The 17,179-nt window shown below is 62.0% G+C and carries 18 protein-coding genes; 4 read left to right on the top strand and 14 right to left on the bottom strand.

Annotated elements, in window-relative coordinates:
* Positions 1–187: 187 nt before the first annotated feature.
* Positions 188–352 (top strand): alternative ribosome rescue factor ArfA, encoded by a 165-nt coding sequence (gene arfA, locus A7317_RS25660; protein WP_003176285.1) that lies wholly within the window; start codon positions 188–190, stop codon positions 350–352.
* Positions 353–413: 61 nt separating this feature from the next.
* Positions 414–1,739 carry a lytic murein transglycosylase gene (locus A7317_RS25655; protein WP_024077571.1) on the top strand — a complete coding sequence of 442 codons (1,326 nt, stop codon included), beginning with the start codon at positions 414–416 and terminating at the stop codon, positions 1,737–1,739.
* Positions 1,740–1,807: 68 nt separating this feature from the next.
* On the opposite strand, the gene A7317_RS25650 is transcribed toward A7317_RS25655, so the two are convergent.
* From A7317_RS25650 to A7317_RS25590, 13 genes are all read right to left on the bottom strand, one after another.
* Positions 1,808–2,728: a S66 peptidase family protein gene (locus A7317_RS25650; protein WP_069077078.1), complete on the bottom strand. Its 921-nt coding sequence runs from the start codon at positions 2,726–2,728 to the stop codon at positions 1,808–1,810.
* 139 nt (positions 2,729–2,867) lie between these two features.
* A complete protein-coding gene (lipA, locus tag A7317_RS25645) occupies positions 2,868–3,869 on the bottom strand; it encodes a lipoyl synthase (RefSeq protein WP_162163623.1) in 1,002 nt (333 codons plus the stop codon).
* Positions 3,870–3,895: 26 nt separating this feature from the next.
* On the bottom strand, positions 3,896–4,543 hold the full coding sequence (gene lipB, locus A7317_RS25640; protein WP_024077574.1) for a lipoyl(octanoyl) transferase LipB: 648 nt from the start codon (positions 4,541–4,543) through the stop codon (positions 3,896–3,898).
* A complete protein-coding gene (locus A7317_RS25635; RefSeq protein ID WP_024077575.1) occupies positions 4,543–4,818 on the bottom strand; it encodes a DUF493 domain-containing protein in 276 nt (91 codons plus the stop codon). Before A7317_RS25635 ends, lipB begins: the two co-directional genes overlap by 1 nt.
* An 85-nt stretch (positions 4,819–4,903) precedes the next feature.
* A complete protein-coding gene (locus A7317_RS25630) occupies positions 4,904–6,061 on the bottom strand; it encodes a D-alanyl-D-alanine carboxypeptidase family protein (protein ID WP_010562459.1) in 1,158 nt (385 codons plus the stop codon).
* Between the two features lie 183 nt (positions 6,062–6,244).
* Complete coding sequence (locus A7317_RS25625) at positions 6,245–7,243, bottom strand: septal ring lytic transglycosylase RlpA family protein (RefSeq protein ID WP_024077576.1); 999 nt, start codon at positions 7,241–7,243, stop codon at positions 6,245–6,247.
* Complete coding sequence (gene mltB, locus A7317_RS25620; protein ID WP_024077577.1) at positions 7,243–8,253, bottom strand: lytic murein transglycosylase B; 1,011 nt, start codon at positions 8,251–8,253, stop codon at positions 7,243–7,245. The genes A7317_RS25625 and mltB overlap by 1 nt, the downstream gene beginning before the upstream one ends.
* A gap of 17 nt (positions 8,254–8,270) precedes the next feature.
* On the bottom strand, positions 8,271–9,374 hold the full coding sequence (gene rodA, locus A7317_RS25615) for a rod shape-determining protein RodA (RefSeq protein WP_051448934.1): 1,104 nt from the start codon (positions 9,372–9,374) through the stop codon (positions 8,271–8,273).
* Between the two features lie 31 nt (positions 9,375–9,405).
* Positions 9,406–11,304 (bottom strand): penicillin-binding protein 2, encoded by a 1,899-nt coding sequence (gene mrdA / locus A7317_RS25610; protein WP_024077579.1) that lies wholly within the window; start codon positions 11,302–11,304, stop codon positions 9,406–9,408.
* A 15-nt stretch (positions 11,305–11,319) separates the two neighbouring features.
* Complete coding sequence (rlmH, locus tag A7317_RS25605) at positions 11,320–11,787, bottom strand: 23S rRNA (pseudouridine(1915)-N(3))-methyltransferase RlmH (RefSeq protein WP_003176297.1); 468 nt, start codon at positions 11,785–11,787, stop codon at positions 11,320–11,322.
* A 9-nt stretch (positions 11,788–11,796) separates the two neighbouring features.
* A complete protein-coding gene (gene rsfS / locus A7317_RS25600) occupies positions 11,797–12,291 on the bottom strand; it encodes a ribosome silencing factor (RefSeq protein WP_003176298.1) in 495 nt (164 codons plus the stop codon).
* Between the two features lie 69 nt (positions 12,292–12,360).
* The gene (nadD, locus tag A7317_RS25595; RefSeq protein ID WP_041161029.1) at positions 12,361–13,005 is read right to left on the bottom strand and encodes a nicotinate-nucleotide adenylyltransferase; all 645 of its coding nucleotides are present in this window, start codon (positions 13,003–13,005) and stop codon (positions 12,361–12,363) included.
* A complete protein-coding gene (locus A7317_RS25590; protein WP_069077077.1) occupies positions 13,005–14,270 on the bottom strand; it encodes a glutamate-5-semialdehyde dehydrogenase in 1,266 nt (421 codons plus the stop codon). Before A7317_RS25590 ends, nadD begins: the two co-directional genes overlap by 1 nt.
* 174 nt (positions 14,271–14,444) lie before the next feature.
* On the opposite strand from A7317_RS25590, the gene A7317_RS25585 reads away from it, so the two are divergent.
* Together A7317_RS25585 and A7317_RS25580 are read left to right on the top strand one after the other, a co-directional pair.
* Positions 14,445–15,128 (top strand): DNA-3-methyladenine glycosylase, encoded by a 684-nt coding sequence (locus tag A7317_RS25585; protein WP_024077582.1) that lies wholly within the window; start codon positions 14,445–14,447, stop codon positions 15,126–15,128.
* A 134-nt stretch (positions 15,129–15,262) separates the two neighbouring features.
* A complete protein-coding gene (locus A7317_RS25580; RefSeq protein ID WP_024077583.1) occupies positions 15,263–16,579 on the top strand; it encodes a bifunctional DedA family/phosphatase PAP2 family protein in 1,317 nt (438 codons plus the stop codon).
* On the opposite strand, the gene A7317_RS25575 is transcribed toward A7317_RS25580, so the two are convergent.
* The gene (locus A7317_RS25575; RefSeq protein WP_069077076.1) at positions 16,573–17,166 is read right to left on the bottom strand and encodes an LON peptidase substrate-binding domain-containing protein; all 594 of its coding nucleotides are present in this window, start codon (positions 17,164–17,166) and stop codon (positions 16,573–16,575) included. The genes A7317_RS25580 and A7317_RS25575 overlap by 7 nt on opposite strands.
* Positions 17,167–17,179 lie beyond the last annotated feature (13 nt).

Raw genomic sequence — 17,179 nt, 5'->3', positions numbered from 1 at the left:
GCTTGCCCCCGATAGCGGCGTGTCAGCCACTGCATCTTTAGCTGATCCACCACGATCGGGAGCAAGTCGAATCATCGCACCGCCCTTCCCACATTTTTGACTGCGTTTACAATTCATGGGCTTTACAGCAGCCTGGCTTCGGCAGATGATTTGCACCGCTGCATCCCACCTGAAGAGAGCATCAACCATGAGCAAAAAGCCATCCAAGCATGGCCCCAACAAGGCCAAATCCATCATCGCCCAGCCACTATTCCGCAGCCGTCAGGAACGCGCCGGCAAGGGCAAAGGCAGCTACCGCCGCGAAGCCTTCCAGTCTAATAGCTGGGAGGCTTCTTACTTTCTGGCTGCCTGAAGGCAAGCGCCCCTCCGGCATGATAAGGTCTGCACCTGATTTGTAATCCCTGGACCTGTGCATGCCCTCTAGTCTTTCCCGTCGTTGGCACCTTCGCCAATTGATCGCTGCCTCCAGCCTCATACTGCTCGTCGCCTGCGCGGAAAAGCCCACCGCCGCGGACGCTCAACCCCTGCCGACATTGCAGACCGCCCCCGTCGCAGCGCCCGCTGTCGTGGCCCCGCTGGCCGTGGACAATCTCGACATCCAGCCCACCCAGACCTTTGCCGAATGGCAGGCCGGTTTCCGCGAGCAAGCCTTGAAGGCCGGGATTACACCCGCCGTCTTCGATAATGCATTTGCCGGTGTTACCCCCGACATGGCGGTGATCCGCGCCGACCGCAGCCAGCCGGAGTTTTCCCGCCCGGTGTGGGAATACCTCGATGGCGCCCTGTCGCCGGTGCGCGTGCGTAACGGCCAGTCAATGCTGATCAAGTACGCCGATATCCTGCAAAGCATCGAGCAACGGTATGGCGTCGACCGCCAGGCACTGGTCTCGGTCTGGGGCATGGAAAGCAACTTCGGCCAGTTCCAAGGCAATAACTCGGTGATCCGCTCCTTGGCGACCCTGGCCTACGAAGGCCGTCGCCCGGCCTTTGCCCAGGCGCAATTGCTCGCCGCACTGCAGATCATCCAGCATGGCGATATCCAGGCCGACCAGATGAAAGGCTCCTGGGCCGGCGCCATGGGCCAGACCCAATTTATCCCGACCACCTACAATACCCACGCCGTGGACTTCGATGGCGACGGTCGCCGCGATATCTGGAACAGCCCGGCCGACGCCCTCGCCTCTACCGCTCACTACCTGCAAAGCTCCGGCTGGCAGAAAGGCCAACCGTGGGGCTTCGAGGTGCAACAACTGCCGGCGAACTTCGATTACGCCCTGGCCGACGGCGGTATACGCAAGACCGTGGCCGAATGGCTGAAACTGGGTATCCAGTTGCCACCGGGGGCCAGCATGCCGGCCAACGTTGGGCAACTGTCCGCCGCGCTGCTGCTGCCAGCCGGCTACCGTGGCCCGGCGTTCCTGGTGCTGGATAATTTCCGCGCGATCCTCAAGTACAACAACTCATCGTCCTACGCGTTGGCCGTGGGCCTGCTGTCGGAACGATTTGGTGGAGGCGGTGTGATCCGTGGGGATTGGCCGAAGGATGAGCTGCCGCTGAGCCGTTCACAGCGCATCGACCTGCAGACGGCGTTGAGCGCCAATGGTTATGACGCGGGCAACCCGGACGGAATTATCGGCGCGAACACGCGCAAGGCGATTCGGGCGGCGCAGCAATCGTTGGGCTGGCCAGCGGATGGGTATCCGACGGTGAAGTTGCTGGAGTCGTTGCAGAACCGTTAGATCTGCTTATGGCGACGACCACTATCGGGGGCAAGCCCTCGATAGCGGTTTAGCAAACGCCAATAGATTCAGGGCCGGACAACCACATCCTGCTCCAACACCACCCGCTGCTCCCCCGCATCCAACCGCACCAACGCGCCCATCGGCAGCGTCAGGTTCGGATCGCAATGCCCGCTGCGCCAGCCGGCCAGCACCGGTATGCACAACGGCTCGAACGTCTGCTTCAGCAGGCGCTCCAGCGCAACGTTATCCACCCCCGCCACATCCCCTACCAGCACACCGGCGACCTGAGCCAACTTGCCCGCCAGACGCAGGTGCGTCAGCAGACGGTCGATGCGGTAGATCGGCTCGTTGACGTCTTCGATAAACAGGATGATGCCCTCGGCATCGATTTCGTAGGGCGTCCCCATCACCGCCGCGATCATTGACAGGTTGCCCCCCAATAAGCGCCCACAGGCGATACCAGGCTCGATCGTAGTCAACGGGTAGGCCACCGGGTGCACCAACACACTGCCTGCGCCCAGCTGGCCTCGCAGCAGGTTGAACAGTGATGACTCGGTGGGGGGTTGCTTGCCGCCAAGCAAGTCGGCATTCAGCATCGGGCCGTGGAAGGTCACAAAGCCCGCATAGCGGCTGATCGCAAGGTGCAAAGCGGTGATGTCGCTGTAGCCCACAAAGGGTTTGGGGTTGGCGCGCAGCAGGTCGAAGTCCAGCGCGTCGAGCAGTCGCGGTGTGCCGTAACCACCACGCAAACAGAAGATAGCGTCGATTTCCGGATCGGCAAAAGCGGCGTGCAGGTCACGCAGACGTACTGCATCACTGCCGGCGAGGTAGCCGTCGCGTTCATAGACACCGGGGGAAATTCGCAGATCGTAGCCGCGCGTGCGCATCCATTGGCCAGCCTTTTCAACGTCCAGCACGGCAGGGCCGGCGGGAGCGATCAGGGCGATGGTGCCTTCAGAGCGAAGGGCTGGAACGGCTGCAGTCATACACAACTCTCCCTAACTAACGCGGAACGAAATGTGGGAGGGGGCTTGCCCCCGAAAGCGGTGGATCAGCCAGCACATGGAGTAACTGACATACCGCAATCGGGGGCAAGCCCCCTCCCACACTGGATCTCAACCCCTATCAGGAAACCAGGCTAGCCTTGACCAGCTTGGCTTGCTCATCGGCGTGGTACGAGGAACGTACCAGCGGGCCCGACGCGACGTTCTTGAAGCCCATCTTGTAGCCTTCCTCGGCGAACCAGGCGAAGGTGTCCGGGTGTACGAAGCGCTGTACCGGCAAGTGGCTGCGGGACGGTTGCAGGTACTGGCCCAGGGTCAGCATGTCGATGTCGTGTTCGCGCATGCGCTTCATGACTTCGATCACTTCTTCGTCGGTTTCGCCCAGGCCCAGCATCAAGCCGGATTTGGTCGGAATATGCGGCATCATCTGCTTGAACTTCTGCAGCAGAGTCAGCGACCACTGGTAGTCCGAACCCGGGCGCGCGGCCTTGTACAGGCGCGGCACGGTTTCCAGGTTGTGGTTGAACACATCTGGCGGCTCGGCGGCGGTGATTTCCAGCGCCACGTCCATACGGCCACGGTAGTCCGGGACCAGGGTTTCGAGCATCACGTTCGGTGACAGCTTGCGGATTTCGCGGATGCAGTCGGCGAAATGCTGGGCGCCGCCGTCGCGCAGGTCGTCACGGTCTACCGAGGTGATCACCACGTACTTGAGTTTCAGGTCGGCGATGGCGATGGCCAGGCTTTCCGGTTCGTTGACGTCCAGTGGCTTCGGCCGGCCGTGGCCGACGTCGCAGAACGGGCAACGACGGGTGCAGATGTCACCCATGATCATGAAGGTAGCGGTGCCGCCGGAGAAGCACTCGCCCAGGTTCGGGCACGATGCTTCTTCGCACACGCTGTGCAGCTTGTGCTTGCGCAGCAGGGCCTTGATCCGGTCGACTTCCGGCGAGACCGGAATACGCACGCGAATCCAGTCAGGCTTTTTCGGCAGTTCGGTCGTCGGGATGATCTTGACCGGGATGCGTGCAACCTTTTCGGCGCCGCGCAGCTTGACGCCGGCTTCCACCTTGGCACGCGGGGCCGGGGCCGGACGCTCGGTAACGTCCAGCGTCGGGATCATGGTTTGCACTGCATCAGTAGTCATAATCAGTCGATTCCGCCCGTGAGGGTCGTCTGCTCAGCATAGTCGAGGTGTTTGACGAGCTGCGCACGCAGCCGGGCACTTACCTCGGCAAATTTAATCGGTGTGGCGTGGTCGCTCAGTTGGGTCATCGCCAGCCCGGCATAACCGCACGGGTTGATGCGCCGGAACGGTGCCAGGTCCATGTCCACGTTCAGGGCCAGGCCATGAAAGGAACAACCGTGGCGAATCCGCAAACCGAGGGACGCGATTTTCGCGCCGTCCACATACACACCGGGTGCATCGGGCTTGGCCGCGGCGCTCACGCCATAACTGGCCAACAGCTCGATCAGGCAAGCCTCCATGCGGCTCACCAGGTCGCGCACGCCAAAACCCAGCTTGCGCACGTCCAGCAGCAGGTAAGCCACCAGTTGACCGGGCCCATGGTAAGTCACTTGCCCCCCTCGGTCGACCTGCACCACCGGAATATCCCCCGGCAGCAGCAGATGTTCGGCCTTGCCGGCCTGGCCCTGGGTGAACACCGGCGGGTGCTCCACCAGCCAGATTTCATCGGGCGCCGAAGTGCCGCGCTCATTCGTGAACCGCTGCATGGCGTGCCAGACGGGCTCGTAGTCCATCCGGCCGAGCTCGCGAAAGCCCAGGACCTGTGGCATCACAGCACCATGTGCACGAAGCCGGTGGCCCGCAGTTCGCTGTTGATGTCGTAGAGCTGGTCTTGACCGGTCGCAACGATGTGCAGCTGGATCGTGGTGTATTTACCGTTGGAGCTCAAACGCTCGTCCACCCGGTTGTCATTGATCGTCGCGTGTTTACGCACGATCTGAAGAATCGTGTCTTTGTTGCCTACACCGGTATCGCTGATCACCTTGACGGGATAATCCACGTTTGGGAATTCGATCTTTGGCGCCTTTACTTCTTTATCGGTCATGGCGTAACGGCCTCGTAAGCGTAAGCCGTGGCGACGGGCAAAGCCCCGTGTCGGATCAACACGGGGCTTTGCAGGTGCACACTTATCAGTTGAACAAGCTGTAGAAGAATAGACGGATGCTATCCCACACGCGGCGGAAGATACCACCTTCGTCGACGGCGTCCAGGGCGATCAGGTCGGCGCTGTGCACCACCTTGTCGTCCAGCTTCACTTCGACTTTACCGATCACATCACCCTTGGCGATTGGTGCAACCAGATGCGGGTTCATGGTCATGCTGGCAGCGAGCTTTTTCAGCTGGCCTTTAGGCATGGTCAGGGTCAGGTCTTCAGCCAGGCCAGCCTTGACTTGCGAGGTCGCGCCTTTCCAAACCGGCGCGGTCGCCAGTTCAGCACCCTTCTGGTAGAAGGTCTGGGTTTCGAAGAAGCGGAAGCCGTAGGTCAGCAGTTTTTGCGTCTCGGCGGCACGCGCCTGCTCGCTGTTGGTGCCGAAGACCACGGCGATCAGGCGCTGGCCGTCACGCACGGCGGACGACACCATGCAGTAGCCGGCTTCTTCAGTGTGGCCGGTCTTCAGACCGTCGACAGTCTTGTCGCGCCACAGCAGCAGGTTGCGGTTAGGCTGCTTGATGTTGTTCCAGAAGAATTCCTTCTGGGAGTAGATCGCGTAGTGCACCGGGTCGACACGAATGATCGCGCGCGCCAGGATCGCCATGTCATGTGCCGACGAGTAGTGCTCAGGGTTCGGCAGACCGGTCGGGTTCATGAAGTGGCTATTGGTCATGCCCAGGTCGGCCACGGTTTTGTTCATCATGTCGGCGAACGCGTCTTCGCTGCCGGCGATGTGCTCGGCCAGGGCGACGCTGGCGTCGTTACCGGACTGGATGATGATGCCGTGCAGCAGGTCGCTCACCGTTACTTGGGAGCCAACCTTGATGAACATGCGCGAACCGCCGGTACGCCAGGCGTTTTCGCTGACGGTCACCGGGTCGTTCTCGCCGATCTGGCCGCGACGGATTTCCAGGGTCGCGATGTAGGCAGTCATCAGTTTGGTCAGGCTGGCCGGCGGCAGGCGCTGGTCACCGTTGTTCTCGACCAGCACGTTGCCGCTGGCGGCATCCATGAGGACCCAGGCCTTGGCGGCCAGTTGCGGTGAAGCCGGCACCATTTCAACCGCCCAGGCGGCCGGGGTGATGATCAGCGAGATAAGCAGGCACGTGCGTTTGGCTAAGGTGGTGATGTTCATCCGTCTCTCGAAATTACTTATGGAAACTTGCCCTCGCGGGCAAAACTCATTCAGACAGCCCGTTGCCAGACTGTCACGTGTTCGGTTGCCCGCTCACCCCTTGCCCCTGGGTTTTATTGTTCAACGAGCCAACAACCAGGGTTCGGCCCCGCGCACGGGCCCGAACCATCTATCTTTTGGTACTTATTCGGCGGTGACCACACTGGGTTGCCCCAGGTTGGCCAGGCGCACGCTGTTCTGCACTTGCGCAACCTCGCTCGGCGAGCCGATCGGGCCCATGCGCACGCGGTGCAGCGTTTGCTGGTTACGCACGATGGAGCTGATGAACACCGGCGCGTTGACCATGCTGCTCAACTTGGACCTTAACAGTTCTGCCGCGTCCGGGTTGGCGAAAGCGCCCACTTGCAGGTATTGGCCGCCGGCGGTAGAAGCCCCCGGCGCGGCATGCGGCACGACGACAGTATCTGGGGCGTGCTGTGCCGGTGGTGGCGTCCACTGCTCGATCTTGCCGGCCGAAGCGGTCACCTGCGGTTGCGGCGTCTGCGGCTCATTGAGCATCAACGGTGCGGGCTTGCCACGCTGGGCCCAGTACTGCGCCGGGTCGATGCCTTCGACCTTGACCCGCGCGGTGCCGGTTTCGGCATAGCCGAGTTTCTTCGCGGCAGCGTAGGACAAGTCGATGATCCGGTCTGAATAGAATGGTCCACGATCGTTGACCCGCAGGATCACCGTACGGTTGTTGTCCAGGTTGGTCACGCGTACATAGCTGGGCAGCGGCAGCGTCTTGTGGGCCGCGCTCATGCCATACAGGTCATACACTTCGCCGTTGGCGGTGTTCTGGCCGTGAAACTTGGTGCCGTACCACGACGCCGTGCCCGACTGCACGTAGGTCTTGGAGTCCTGCAGCGGGAAGTAGGTCTTGCCCAGCACGGTATACGGGTTGGCCTTGTAGGCGCCGGTATGCAGGGTGGGCGTGGCATCCGGGATTTTCGACACGTCGACATCCCACCACGGCGCGCCATCTTTGTGCGCGCGGTTGATGTCCAGGCCCGGCTGGGAACGAATCGCGCTGCCGCCCGACTTCTGCGCCGGACCGCGACTGGTGGAGCAACTGACAACCAGCAAGGACAACGCGGTGAACGCCACCAGCTTGAGCGGTTTATTGAACAGCGATGCCCGCATTACTTGTTGCCCCGTGCTTGGACCAGCATGTCTGACAGCTGATGTACGGCCATGGCGTACATCACACTGCGGTTATAACGCGTGATTGCGTAGAAATTCTTCAGGCCCATCCAGTATTCCGGGCCGTTTTCGCCTTCCAGGCGGAAGGCCGTCACCGGCATGTCATCACGTGGCGCATTCTGACTCGACCAGCCCAGCGCCCGCAACTCCCCGACGGTCTTGACCGGTTCGATCCCCTGGGTCAAGCCTTCATCGGCCCGCTCCCCGCTGACCTCGGCGCGAACCACCACGGGTTCGCCCCCGACCCAGCCATGGCGCTTGAAGTAGCTGGCCACGCTGCCAATGGCGTCGTCCGGGTTGCTCCAGATATTGATATGCCCGTCGCCGTCAAAATCCACTGCGTAGGCGCGGAAACTGCTCGGCATGAATTGCGGCAGGCCCATGGCCCCGGCGTAGGACCCCTTGAGGGTCAGCGGGTCGACTTGCTCTTCGCGGGCCAGCAGCAGGAATTCGCGCAGTTCCTTGCGGAAGAACTCGGCGCGGGGCGGGTAATCGAAGCCCAGGGTCGACAAGGCGTCGATCACCCGGTAGCTGCCAGTATTGCGCCCGTAGAAGGTTTCAATGCCGATGATCGCCACGATGACCTGGGCCGGCACGCCATATTCCTGCTCGGCGCGGGCCAGCACGGCCTCATGCTGGCGCCAGAAGTCCACGCCGCGGGCCACGCGGGCGTCGGTGAGGAACATTGGGCGATAGTCCTTCCATTGCTTCACGCGTTCGGCGGGGCGGGAGATGGCGTCGAGGATCGCCTGCTTGCGCTGGGCTTCGCGGAACACGCCCATCAGCTGTTCACCGGCAAAACCGTAGTCGCGGGTCATTTCACCGACAAATTCGGCGACCTGGGGTGAGCCATCGTAGTCACCGGCCTGCGCCTCTTGCGTTGCCCCCAGCAGCCCAATCAGGCTCATCCAGGACGCATGCCGAGTCGCCCAGCCGCGCATTACTTGCATTGACATCTTCACCTTATTCAAACCTGAGCGATCCACTTGCGATGCGTATGAATCGACATCAAAACCCCAAACGCTGACAGCAATGTCACCAGCGAAGTTCCGCCGTAGCTAATAAACGGCAATGGCACCCCAACCACCGGCAGCAGGCCACTGACCATACCGATGTTGACGAAAACGTAAACAAAAAAAGTCATGGTCAGGCTGCCGGCAAGCAATTTGCCGAACAGTGTCTGCGCCTGGGCGGTAATCACCAGGCCGCGACCAATCAGCAACAGGTAGATCAGCAACAGGGCGCAAATGCCGACCAGGCCGAACTCCTCGCCCATCACCGCAATAATGAAGTCGGTGTGGCTCTCAGGCAAAAAGTCCAGGTGCGACTGCGTGCCCAGCAGCCAACCCTTGCCAAATACGCCGCCGGAACCGATGGCGGCTTTCGACTGGATAATGTTCCAGCCGGTGCCCAGCGGGTCGCTCTCGGGGTCGAGGAAGGTCAGGATCCGCTGCTTCTGGTAGTCGTGCATAAAGAAGAACCACATGGCCACAGCCACCGGGATGGCAGCCGCCAGCACGCTGAGGATCCAGCGCCAGCGCAACCCCCCCATAAACAGCACGAACGCACCGCCGGCCAGGATCAGCAGCGATGTGCCGAGGTCCGGCTGGCGCACGATCAGGACAAACGGCACGCCGATCAGGATCAGGCTGATCCCCACGTGCTTGAGCTGCGGCGGCAAGGTGCGCTTGGACAGGTACCAGGCGATAGTCGCCGGCATCAGGATCTTCATGAATTCCGACGGCTGGAAGCGAATCACCCCCGGAATGTTGATCCAGCGGGTCGCGCCCATGGCGTTGTGGCCCATCACGTCCACCACCACCAGCAGCAATACGCCAGCGACGTAGCCCAGCGGCACCCAGCGCGCCATGAAACGCGGCTCAAGCTGGGCGATCACCACCATCGACAACAGGCCCAGGCCGAACGAGGATGCCTGCTTGATCAGCAGGTCCCAGTTCTTGCCACTGGCCGAATACAGCACGAACAGGCTGCCGGCGGCCAGGGTCAGCAGCAGAATCAACAGCGGGCCATCAATGTGCATGCGTTGCAGCAACGTCGCGCGACGACGCATCACATCCTCGCTGGAGAGGATGCGATCAAAATTACTCTTCACTGGCCGTAACCTCGGTGCTTGAAGGGGGGCCGCCATATTCCGGCTTGAGCTTGCCGTCGTCGGCCAGTAACCAGGCATCCATGATCTGCCGCACCACAGGCGCGGCGACACCGGAGCCGGACTCACCGTTCTCGACCATCACCGCCACCACGATCTTCGGGTCGTCAGCCGGGGCAAAACCCACAAACAAGGCGTGGTCGCGGTGGCGCTCCTGGACCTTGGAGCGGTCATATTTCTCACCCTGCTTGATTGCCACGACCTGGGCGGTACCGCTCTTGCCGGCGATGCGGTATTGCGCACCGAGGGCCGCCTTGCGTGCGGTACCCCGGGCGCCGTGCATCACTTGCTGCATGCCGTGGTTGACCTTGGTCCAGTCGGACGGGTCGCGCAGCACGATATCCGGGATCGGGTTTTCATCCACCGGCTTCTCGCCTTCGATGGTCTTGGCCAGGTGCGGACGGTTCCAGATGCCTTTGTTGGCCACCAGCGCGGTGGCTTGGGCCAACTGCAAAGGCGTGGCCTGCATATAGCCCTGGCCGATACCGAGGATCAAGGTTTCGCCAGGGAACCACGCCTGGCGGCGGGTCGCGCGCTTCCATTCCCGCGACGGCATCAGGCCGGGGGACTCTTCAAACATGTCCAGGGAGACTTTCTGACCCAGGCCGAACTTGCCCATGTAGGCGGACAAGCGGTCGATCCCCAGCTTATGGGCCAGGTCGTAGAAATAGGTGTCGTTGGAGCGCATGATCGCGGTATCCAAATCGACATAGCCGTCACCGGTGCGGTTCCAGTTACGGTATTTGTGATCGTAGTTGGGCAGCATGTAGTAGCCGGGGTCGAACACGCGGCTCGACGCCGTCACCACGCCTGCATCCAGGCCGGCAATCGCCACCGCCGGTTTGATGGTCGAACCCGGTGGGTACAGGCCACGCAGCACACGGTTGAACAGTGGACGGTCAATGGAGTCACGCAGTTCGGCGTAGGCCTTGAAGCTGATGCCGGTCACAAACAGGTTGGGGTCGAAACTCGGCTGGCTGACCATGGCCAGCACTTCGCCCGTCCTCGGATCCAGTGCCACCACCGCACCGCGACGGCCGCCAAGCGCCATCTCGGCCGCCTCCTGCAACTTGATGTCCAGGCTCAGCACGATGTCCTTGCCCGGTACCGGATCGGTGCGCTTGAGCACCCGCAGCACGCGGCCGCGGGCGTTGGTCTCGACTTCTTCGTAACCCACCTGGCCGTGCAGCTCGGGCTCGTAGAAACGCTCGATGCCGGTCTTGCCGATATGGTGGGTGCCGCTGTAATTGACCGGATCGAGGCTTTTCAGCTCTTTCTCGTTGATCCGCCCCATGTAGCCGACGGAGTGGGCAAAGTGCGGCCCTTGCGGGTAATGCCGCACCAACTGCGCCACCACCTCCACACCCGGCAGGCGGAACTGGTTCACCGCGATGCGTGCAATCTGCTCTTCGGTCAGCTCGAACAGGATCGGCACCGGCTCGAACGGCCGACGCCCCTGCTTCATGCGCTTCTCAAAGATCACCCGGTCTTCCGGGGTCAGTTGCAGTACTTCGACGATAACGTCGAGGACCTGCTGCCAATCGCCGGAACGCTCGCGGGTCATGCTCAGGCTGAAGCTGGGCCGGTTATCCGCTACCACCACGCCATTGCGGTCGAAGATCAGGCCACGGGTCGGTGGAATCGGTTGCACATGCACCCGGTTGTTTTCCGACAATGTGGAGTGATAGTCGTACTGGATCACCTGCAGGAAATACAGGCGAGCGATCAGCACCCCAATCAGCGTCACCACCATGATCGCGCCAAACACCACGCGCGCGCGTACCAGACGTGCGTCTTTCTCGTGGTCCTTGATGCGGATCGGCTGGGTCATCGGGAGGGGCGCAGATTATTTGTGATAAGGGTGCCCGGACAGGACTGTCCAGGCGCGGTACAGCTGTTCACCGATCAGAATCCTTACCAACGGGTGCGGCAGCGTCAGCGCCGACAGCGACCAGCGCTGGTCCGCCCGCGCGCAGACTTCCGGCGCCAGCCCTTCGGGGCCACCGACCATGAAGTTGACGGTGCGCGAGTCCAGGCGCCAGCGATCCAGTTCCACCGCCAACTGCTCGGTGCTCCAGGGTTTGCCGTGCACTTCGAGGGTGACGATGCGCTCGTTGGGGCCGACCTTGGCCAGCATGGCTTCGCCTTCCTGACGGATAAAGCGCGCCACGTCGGCATTCTTGCCCCGGGTATTGAGCGGTATTTCCACCAGTTCCAGCGACAGCTCGGCGGGCAGACGCTTGGCATACTCGTGCCAGCCTTCCTCCACCCACTTGGGCATGCGTGAACCGACAGCAATCAGACGCAGGCGCACAGCCGTTCCTTATTCCTGGTCTTTGTTGAGCTTGTCGAAGTGCGCGTGGCCCACTTCCGGGCTGTGGTGCTTGCCATCAGCGGCGCGGCTCTGCTCGGCGCCTTTCCACAGACGCTCCAGGTCGTAGAACTGACGGGCGTTGGACGTCATCATGTGAACAATCACGTCGTCCATGTCCAGCAGCACCCAGTCGCTGTCGCCCTTGCCTTCTTCACCCAGCGGCTTGACGCCTTGGGCCTTCACGGCTTCGCGAACCTTGTCGAGCATCGCGCCGATCTGGCGGTTGGAGGTACCCGTGGCGATGATCATGAAGTCGGTGATGCTCTGCTTGTCGCGCACGTCCAGGACCTGGATGTCCTGGGCCTTCACGTCTTCCAGGGCGGCAACGGCGACTTTTACCAGTTCTTCGCCAGCCAGCTCCGGGCCAACATGGGCTTCAACCGGCAGCGGCGCGCTTTTGAACGTGCCTTTGCGTTTTACTTTGCTTACGTCTTTGTTCGTCATAAAAAACTCGTTTTGCTCGTATGTTCGGGCGCTTGCTGCACGACTGTTCGTGCGTTCAAGCGCGCCTTTTCAGTTCGACGCACGGTAAAGCCCGTGCGCATCGATGTAGGCCAGGACCGCGTCAGGCACCAGGAAACGTACCGACTTCCCGCTGGCCAGCAGTTGACGGATCTGGGTGGCAGACACCGCAAGCGGGGTCTGCCAGACGAATGCAATATTCCCGTTCGGCCCGGTCAGGGCCAAGGGGTCACTTACCGACCGCGCGGCCAGCAGGTTGCGCAAGGCATCCGGCGGTTCGCTGTCGGCATCCGGGCGTTGCAGCACCAGGATGTGGCAATGCTGGAGGAGTTCCTCCCAACGATGCCAAGAGGGCAGGCCGCAAAATGCGTCCCAGCCCAAAAGCAGAAACAACTGGTCATCTGCCGCCAGTTCAGCGCGCATCAGTTCCAGAGTGTCGACAGTGTAGGACGGTTTATCGCGCTTGAGCTCACGATCGTCCACCACCAGCGGCGGTATACCGGCAACGGCCAGGCGTACCATCTCCAGGCGTTGCTGCGCAGACACCTGCGGCGTGTCGCGATGCGGCGGCCGGGCATTGGGCGCCAGGCGCAGCTCATCCAGCGCGAGGGCATCCGCGACTTCCAGGGCGCTGCGCAAATGGCCGATGTGTACGGGGTCGAAGGTACCGCCGAGCAGCCCGATGCGTTTAGCCATCAAGTGCGCACATGACCGTCGCCGAACACTACGTACTTCTCGCTGGTCAGGCCTTCCAGGCCAACCGGGCCGCGTGCGTGGAGCTTATCGGTGGAAATACCGATCTCAGCCCCCAGGCCATACTCGAAGCCGTCGGCAAAACGCGTCGAGGCGTTGACCATCACCGAAGCGGAATCCACTTCGTTGAGGAAACGCCGGGCATCGCTGAAATGCTCGGTAACAATGGCGTCGGTATGCTTGGAGCCGTATTGGTTGATGTGTTCGATGGCCTGGTCCAGGTCGTCAACGATGCGGATCGACAGGATCGGTGCCGTGTACTCGGTGTACCAGTCTTGTTCAGTCGCTTCGATCACGTCGCTGCCGAGCAGCGCACGGGTACGCTCGCAGCCGCGCAGTTCCACGCCCTTGTCACGGTAGATGGCAGCCAGTGGCGGTAGCACGCGCTCGGCAATGCCGGCGTGCACCAGCAGGGTTTCCATGGTGTTGCACGGGGCGTAGCGGTGGGTCTTGGCGTTATCGGCGATGCGGATTGCCTTGTCGATATCGGCGGCAACGTCGATGAACACGTGGCACACGCCATCCAGGTGCTTGATGACCGGCACCTTGGCATCGCGGCTGACGCGCTCGATCAGGCTCTTGCCACCGCGCGGCACGATCACGTCGACGAATTCCGGCATGGTGATCAGCGCGCCAACCGCTGCGCGGTCGGTGGTTTCCACCACTTGCACCACTTCGGCCGGCAGTTCGGCCACGGCCAGGCCCTGCTGGATGCAGGCTGCGATGGCGCGGTTGGAATGGATCGCCTCGGAACCGCCACGCAGGATGGTGGCATTGCCAGACTTGAGGCACAGGCTCGCGGCGTCGATGGTCACGTTCGGGCGCGACTCATAGATGATGCCGATCACGCCCAGGGGCACGCGCATCTTGCCGACCTGGATGCCGGACGGCAGGTAACGCATATCACGGATTTCACCGATGGGATCAGGCAGCTTGGCCACCTGACGCAAGCCTTCGATCATGTCGTCGATACGCGCCGGGGTCAGTGCCAGGCGATCCAGCAGGGCCGGCTCCAGGCCATTGGCGCGGCCGTTGGCCAGGTCCAGTTCGTTGGCGACGGTCAGCTCGGAGCGCGAGGCATCCAGAGCATCGGCGGCGGCCAGCAGGGCACGGTTCTTCTGCGCGGTGCTCGCACGGGCGATCAACCGCGAGGCCTGACGGGCAGCGCGACCCAGGCGGGTCATGTAGTCAAGAACGGACTCAGTCATGGTCAGGGAGTCTTGGCAAAGAGGAAAGCGGCAGATTATAGCTGTGACGCCGCCCGACTGACAGCGGTGTGGGGCGGATGGTCGAAATGAACTGTAAAAACCTGGGGTTCAGCCGTAATTAAGGTGGGAGTTGTTATTATTCCGTCACATTTAGCCGTAATAACCCTGAACGCCATGTCCAGTTTTACCCCCCAACTCCCCGCCAGCGCCCTGCCCGACGGCTTCTTCGACCGCGATGCACAACTGCTTGCACGGGAATTGCTCGGAAAAATCATTCGCCACCGCGTCGGCGATATCTGGCTTTCAGCGCGAATTATTGAAACCGAAGCGTATTACGTGGCCGAAAAAGGCAGCCACGCCTCCCTCGGCTACACAGAAAAGCGTAAGGCTTTGTTTCTGGATGGCGGGCATATCTACATGTACTACGCCCGTGGCGGTGATTCGCTGAACTTCAGCGCCCAGGGGCCGGGCAATGCCGTGCTGATCAAGTCGGCCTATCCCTGGATTGACGAACTCTCAGGTCCCGCCAGCCTGGCGCAGATGCTGTTGAACAACCCGAATGCCGACGGCAGCCCCCGCCCCTCGCAGAAGCTTTGCGCGGGCCAGACCTTGTTGTGCAAGGCGCTGGGTTTGAAAGTCCCGATGTGGGATGCCAAGCGCTTCGATCAGGAACAGCTCTATGTAGAAGACATAGGCCAGGTGCCGACGCAGATTATCCAGACCACCCGCCTGGGCATTCCCAGCGGCCGCGATGAACACCTGATGTATCGCTTCGTCGATGCCGGCTATGCGCCCTACTGCACACGGAACCCGCTGCGTCGCGGCCAGGTCGAAGGCCGCGACTACTTTCTGGTTTGAACACTATCGCCGCAGCACAGCGGTGGGTCAGCGACACACCTGCGGCCTGTTACACCATTATCGGGAGCAAGCCCCCTCCCACATTAAATCTTCAGCGTTTCGCGTTATGTATGACATAGAGGGAGTGACGTTTTATGGGCCAATGGCTCGATAGCATTACCGGCTGGCTGACCCTGAACCCGCAATGGCTGGCGGCGGCGGTGCTTATCGTGGCGTGCGTGGAATGCCTGGCCATTGCCGGGCTGATCGTGCCGGGCACCGTGTTGTTGTTTGCCATTGCGGTGCTGGCCGGCAGCGGGGCGCTGTCGTTGAGTGAAACCTTGCTGATGGGCTTCCTCGGCGGACTATTGGGCGATGGGGTTTCCTACTACCTGGGGCGGCATTTCCATCAGAACATTCGCCGTCTACCCGGCCTGCGCCATCATCCGGAATGGATGAACGGTGCCGAGACCTACTTCCACAAGTACGGCATCGCCAGCCTGTTAGTCGGCCGTTTCATCGGCCCGCTGCGGCCGATGCTGCCAATGGTCGCCGGCATGTGCGACATGCCGTTCCCACGTTTCGCCGCCGTGAGCATTCTGGCGGCGGCGGGTTGGTCGGTGGCCTACCTGATACCCGGCTGGGCGACCGGTGCCGCGTTCCGCCTACCCTTGCCGGAAGGGTTCTGGCCAGAGGCGGGCGTGGTCACGGCCTGCCTGGCGGTATTGATCGGGCTGTGCCTGAACAGCAGCCTGCGAGGCCATCGTCGTGCAACCTTGTGGATTGGGTGTGCCAGCCTGACGTTGTTGATCGCGCTGTTCATCGGCTACCCCCACCTCAACGATTTCGACCAGGGCCTGAGCGCACTGGTGCAGGAGCACCGCAGCCCATGGCTGGACGAGGTGATGGTGCGCATCACCCAACTGGGTGAGTTCAAGAAGATGTTCGTCGCCAGCGCCGTGTTCACCGGCCTGCTGTTACTGGCGCGACAATGGCGGCATGCGGTGTTTGTCGGTGTCACGCTGGCAGGGGCGGCGTTGATCAACACCGCGACCAAGCTGTTTTTTGCCCGTGGCCGACCGGAAATCCTCACCGACCCCCTGACCAGCTTCAGCATGCCCAGCGGCCATGCCTCTGGTGCGTTCGCGTTCTTCCTGGCGCTGGCGGTATTGGCCGGTCGCGGGCAACCCACGCGGATGCGCCTGACCTGGATGCTGCTGGGGTGTATCCCCGCCGCCTTCATTGCGCTGTCACGGGTCTATTTGGGCGCCCATTGGCCCACCGACATCCTGGCCGGTACGTTGCTGGCGATGACGGTGTGCGCCTTCAGCCTGAACGCCAGCCAGTACCGCAGCCCATTGCCGGCCATGCCCCAAAAAACCTGGTGGCTGCTGCTGCCGGCGCTGGTGGCGGTGCTGAGTTTTATCGCGCTTGCCGGCATGTCCCATGCGCTGCTGCGCTATGCCTATTGAGTGAATAGCTCGCCCTGCAACTCGTCGAGCAGCATCTGGATCGCATCCAGCCGCTGCTGTGGGTCGTCGAGTTGCAGAAGGTCGATCTTGTCGGCCTCGGTGAACGGCAGCAGATACGCCAGCTGATTGCCCAGCGCCTGCTGGCCATCGGCGTGGGTGCCCATGTCCAGCGAGGCGACCATCGGGTGTTCGGCCAGGGCCTGGAGCAAGGCCAGCAGGTCGGCGTCCTCTTCTTCCAGCGCCTGGTCCGGCAGTTCTTCCAGCCATTGCACCTCGGCCACCAGCAACTGGTCCTTCTGCACCCCGGAGTCACGCACACGGAAACGGCGACCGCCTTCGACACGAATCCCCAGCAGGCCGTTATCCTGCTGCTTGAAGTCGCGGATCAGCGCTTCACAGCCGATCAGCGCGTAGCCATCCGGGGCCATGCCGACTTCCTGGCCGTCGAGGATGCACACCACGCCGAAGCTTTCGCCCTTTTTCATACAACGGCTGATCATGTCCAGATAGCGCGCCTCGAACAGTTGCAAGTCGAGGGTGCAGCCGGGGAACAGCACGGTATTGAGCGGGAACAGCGCCAGACTCATAAAGGTTTCCTTA

This window comes from Pseudomonas fluorescens (assembly GCF_001708445.1).
Classification (GTDB): Bacteria; Pseudomonadota; Gammaproteobacteria; order Pseudomonadales; family Pseudomonadaceae; genus Aquipseudomonas; species Aquipseudomonas gorinensis.
The sequence above is the reverse complement of the archived record's forward strand: the minus strand, read 5'-3'. Positions and strand labels throughout refer to the sequence as shown.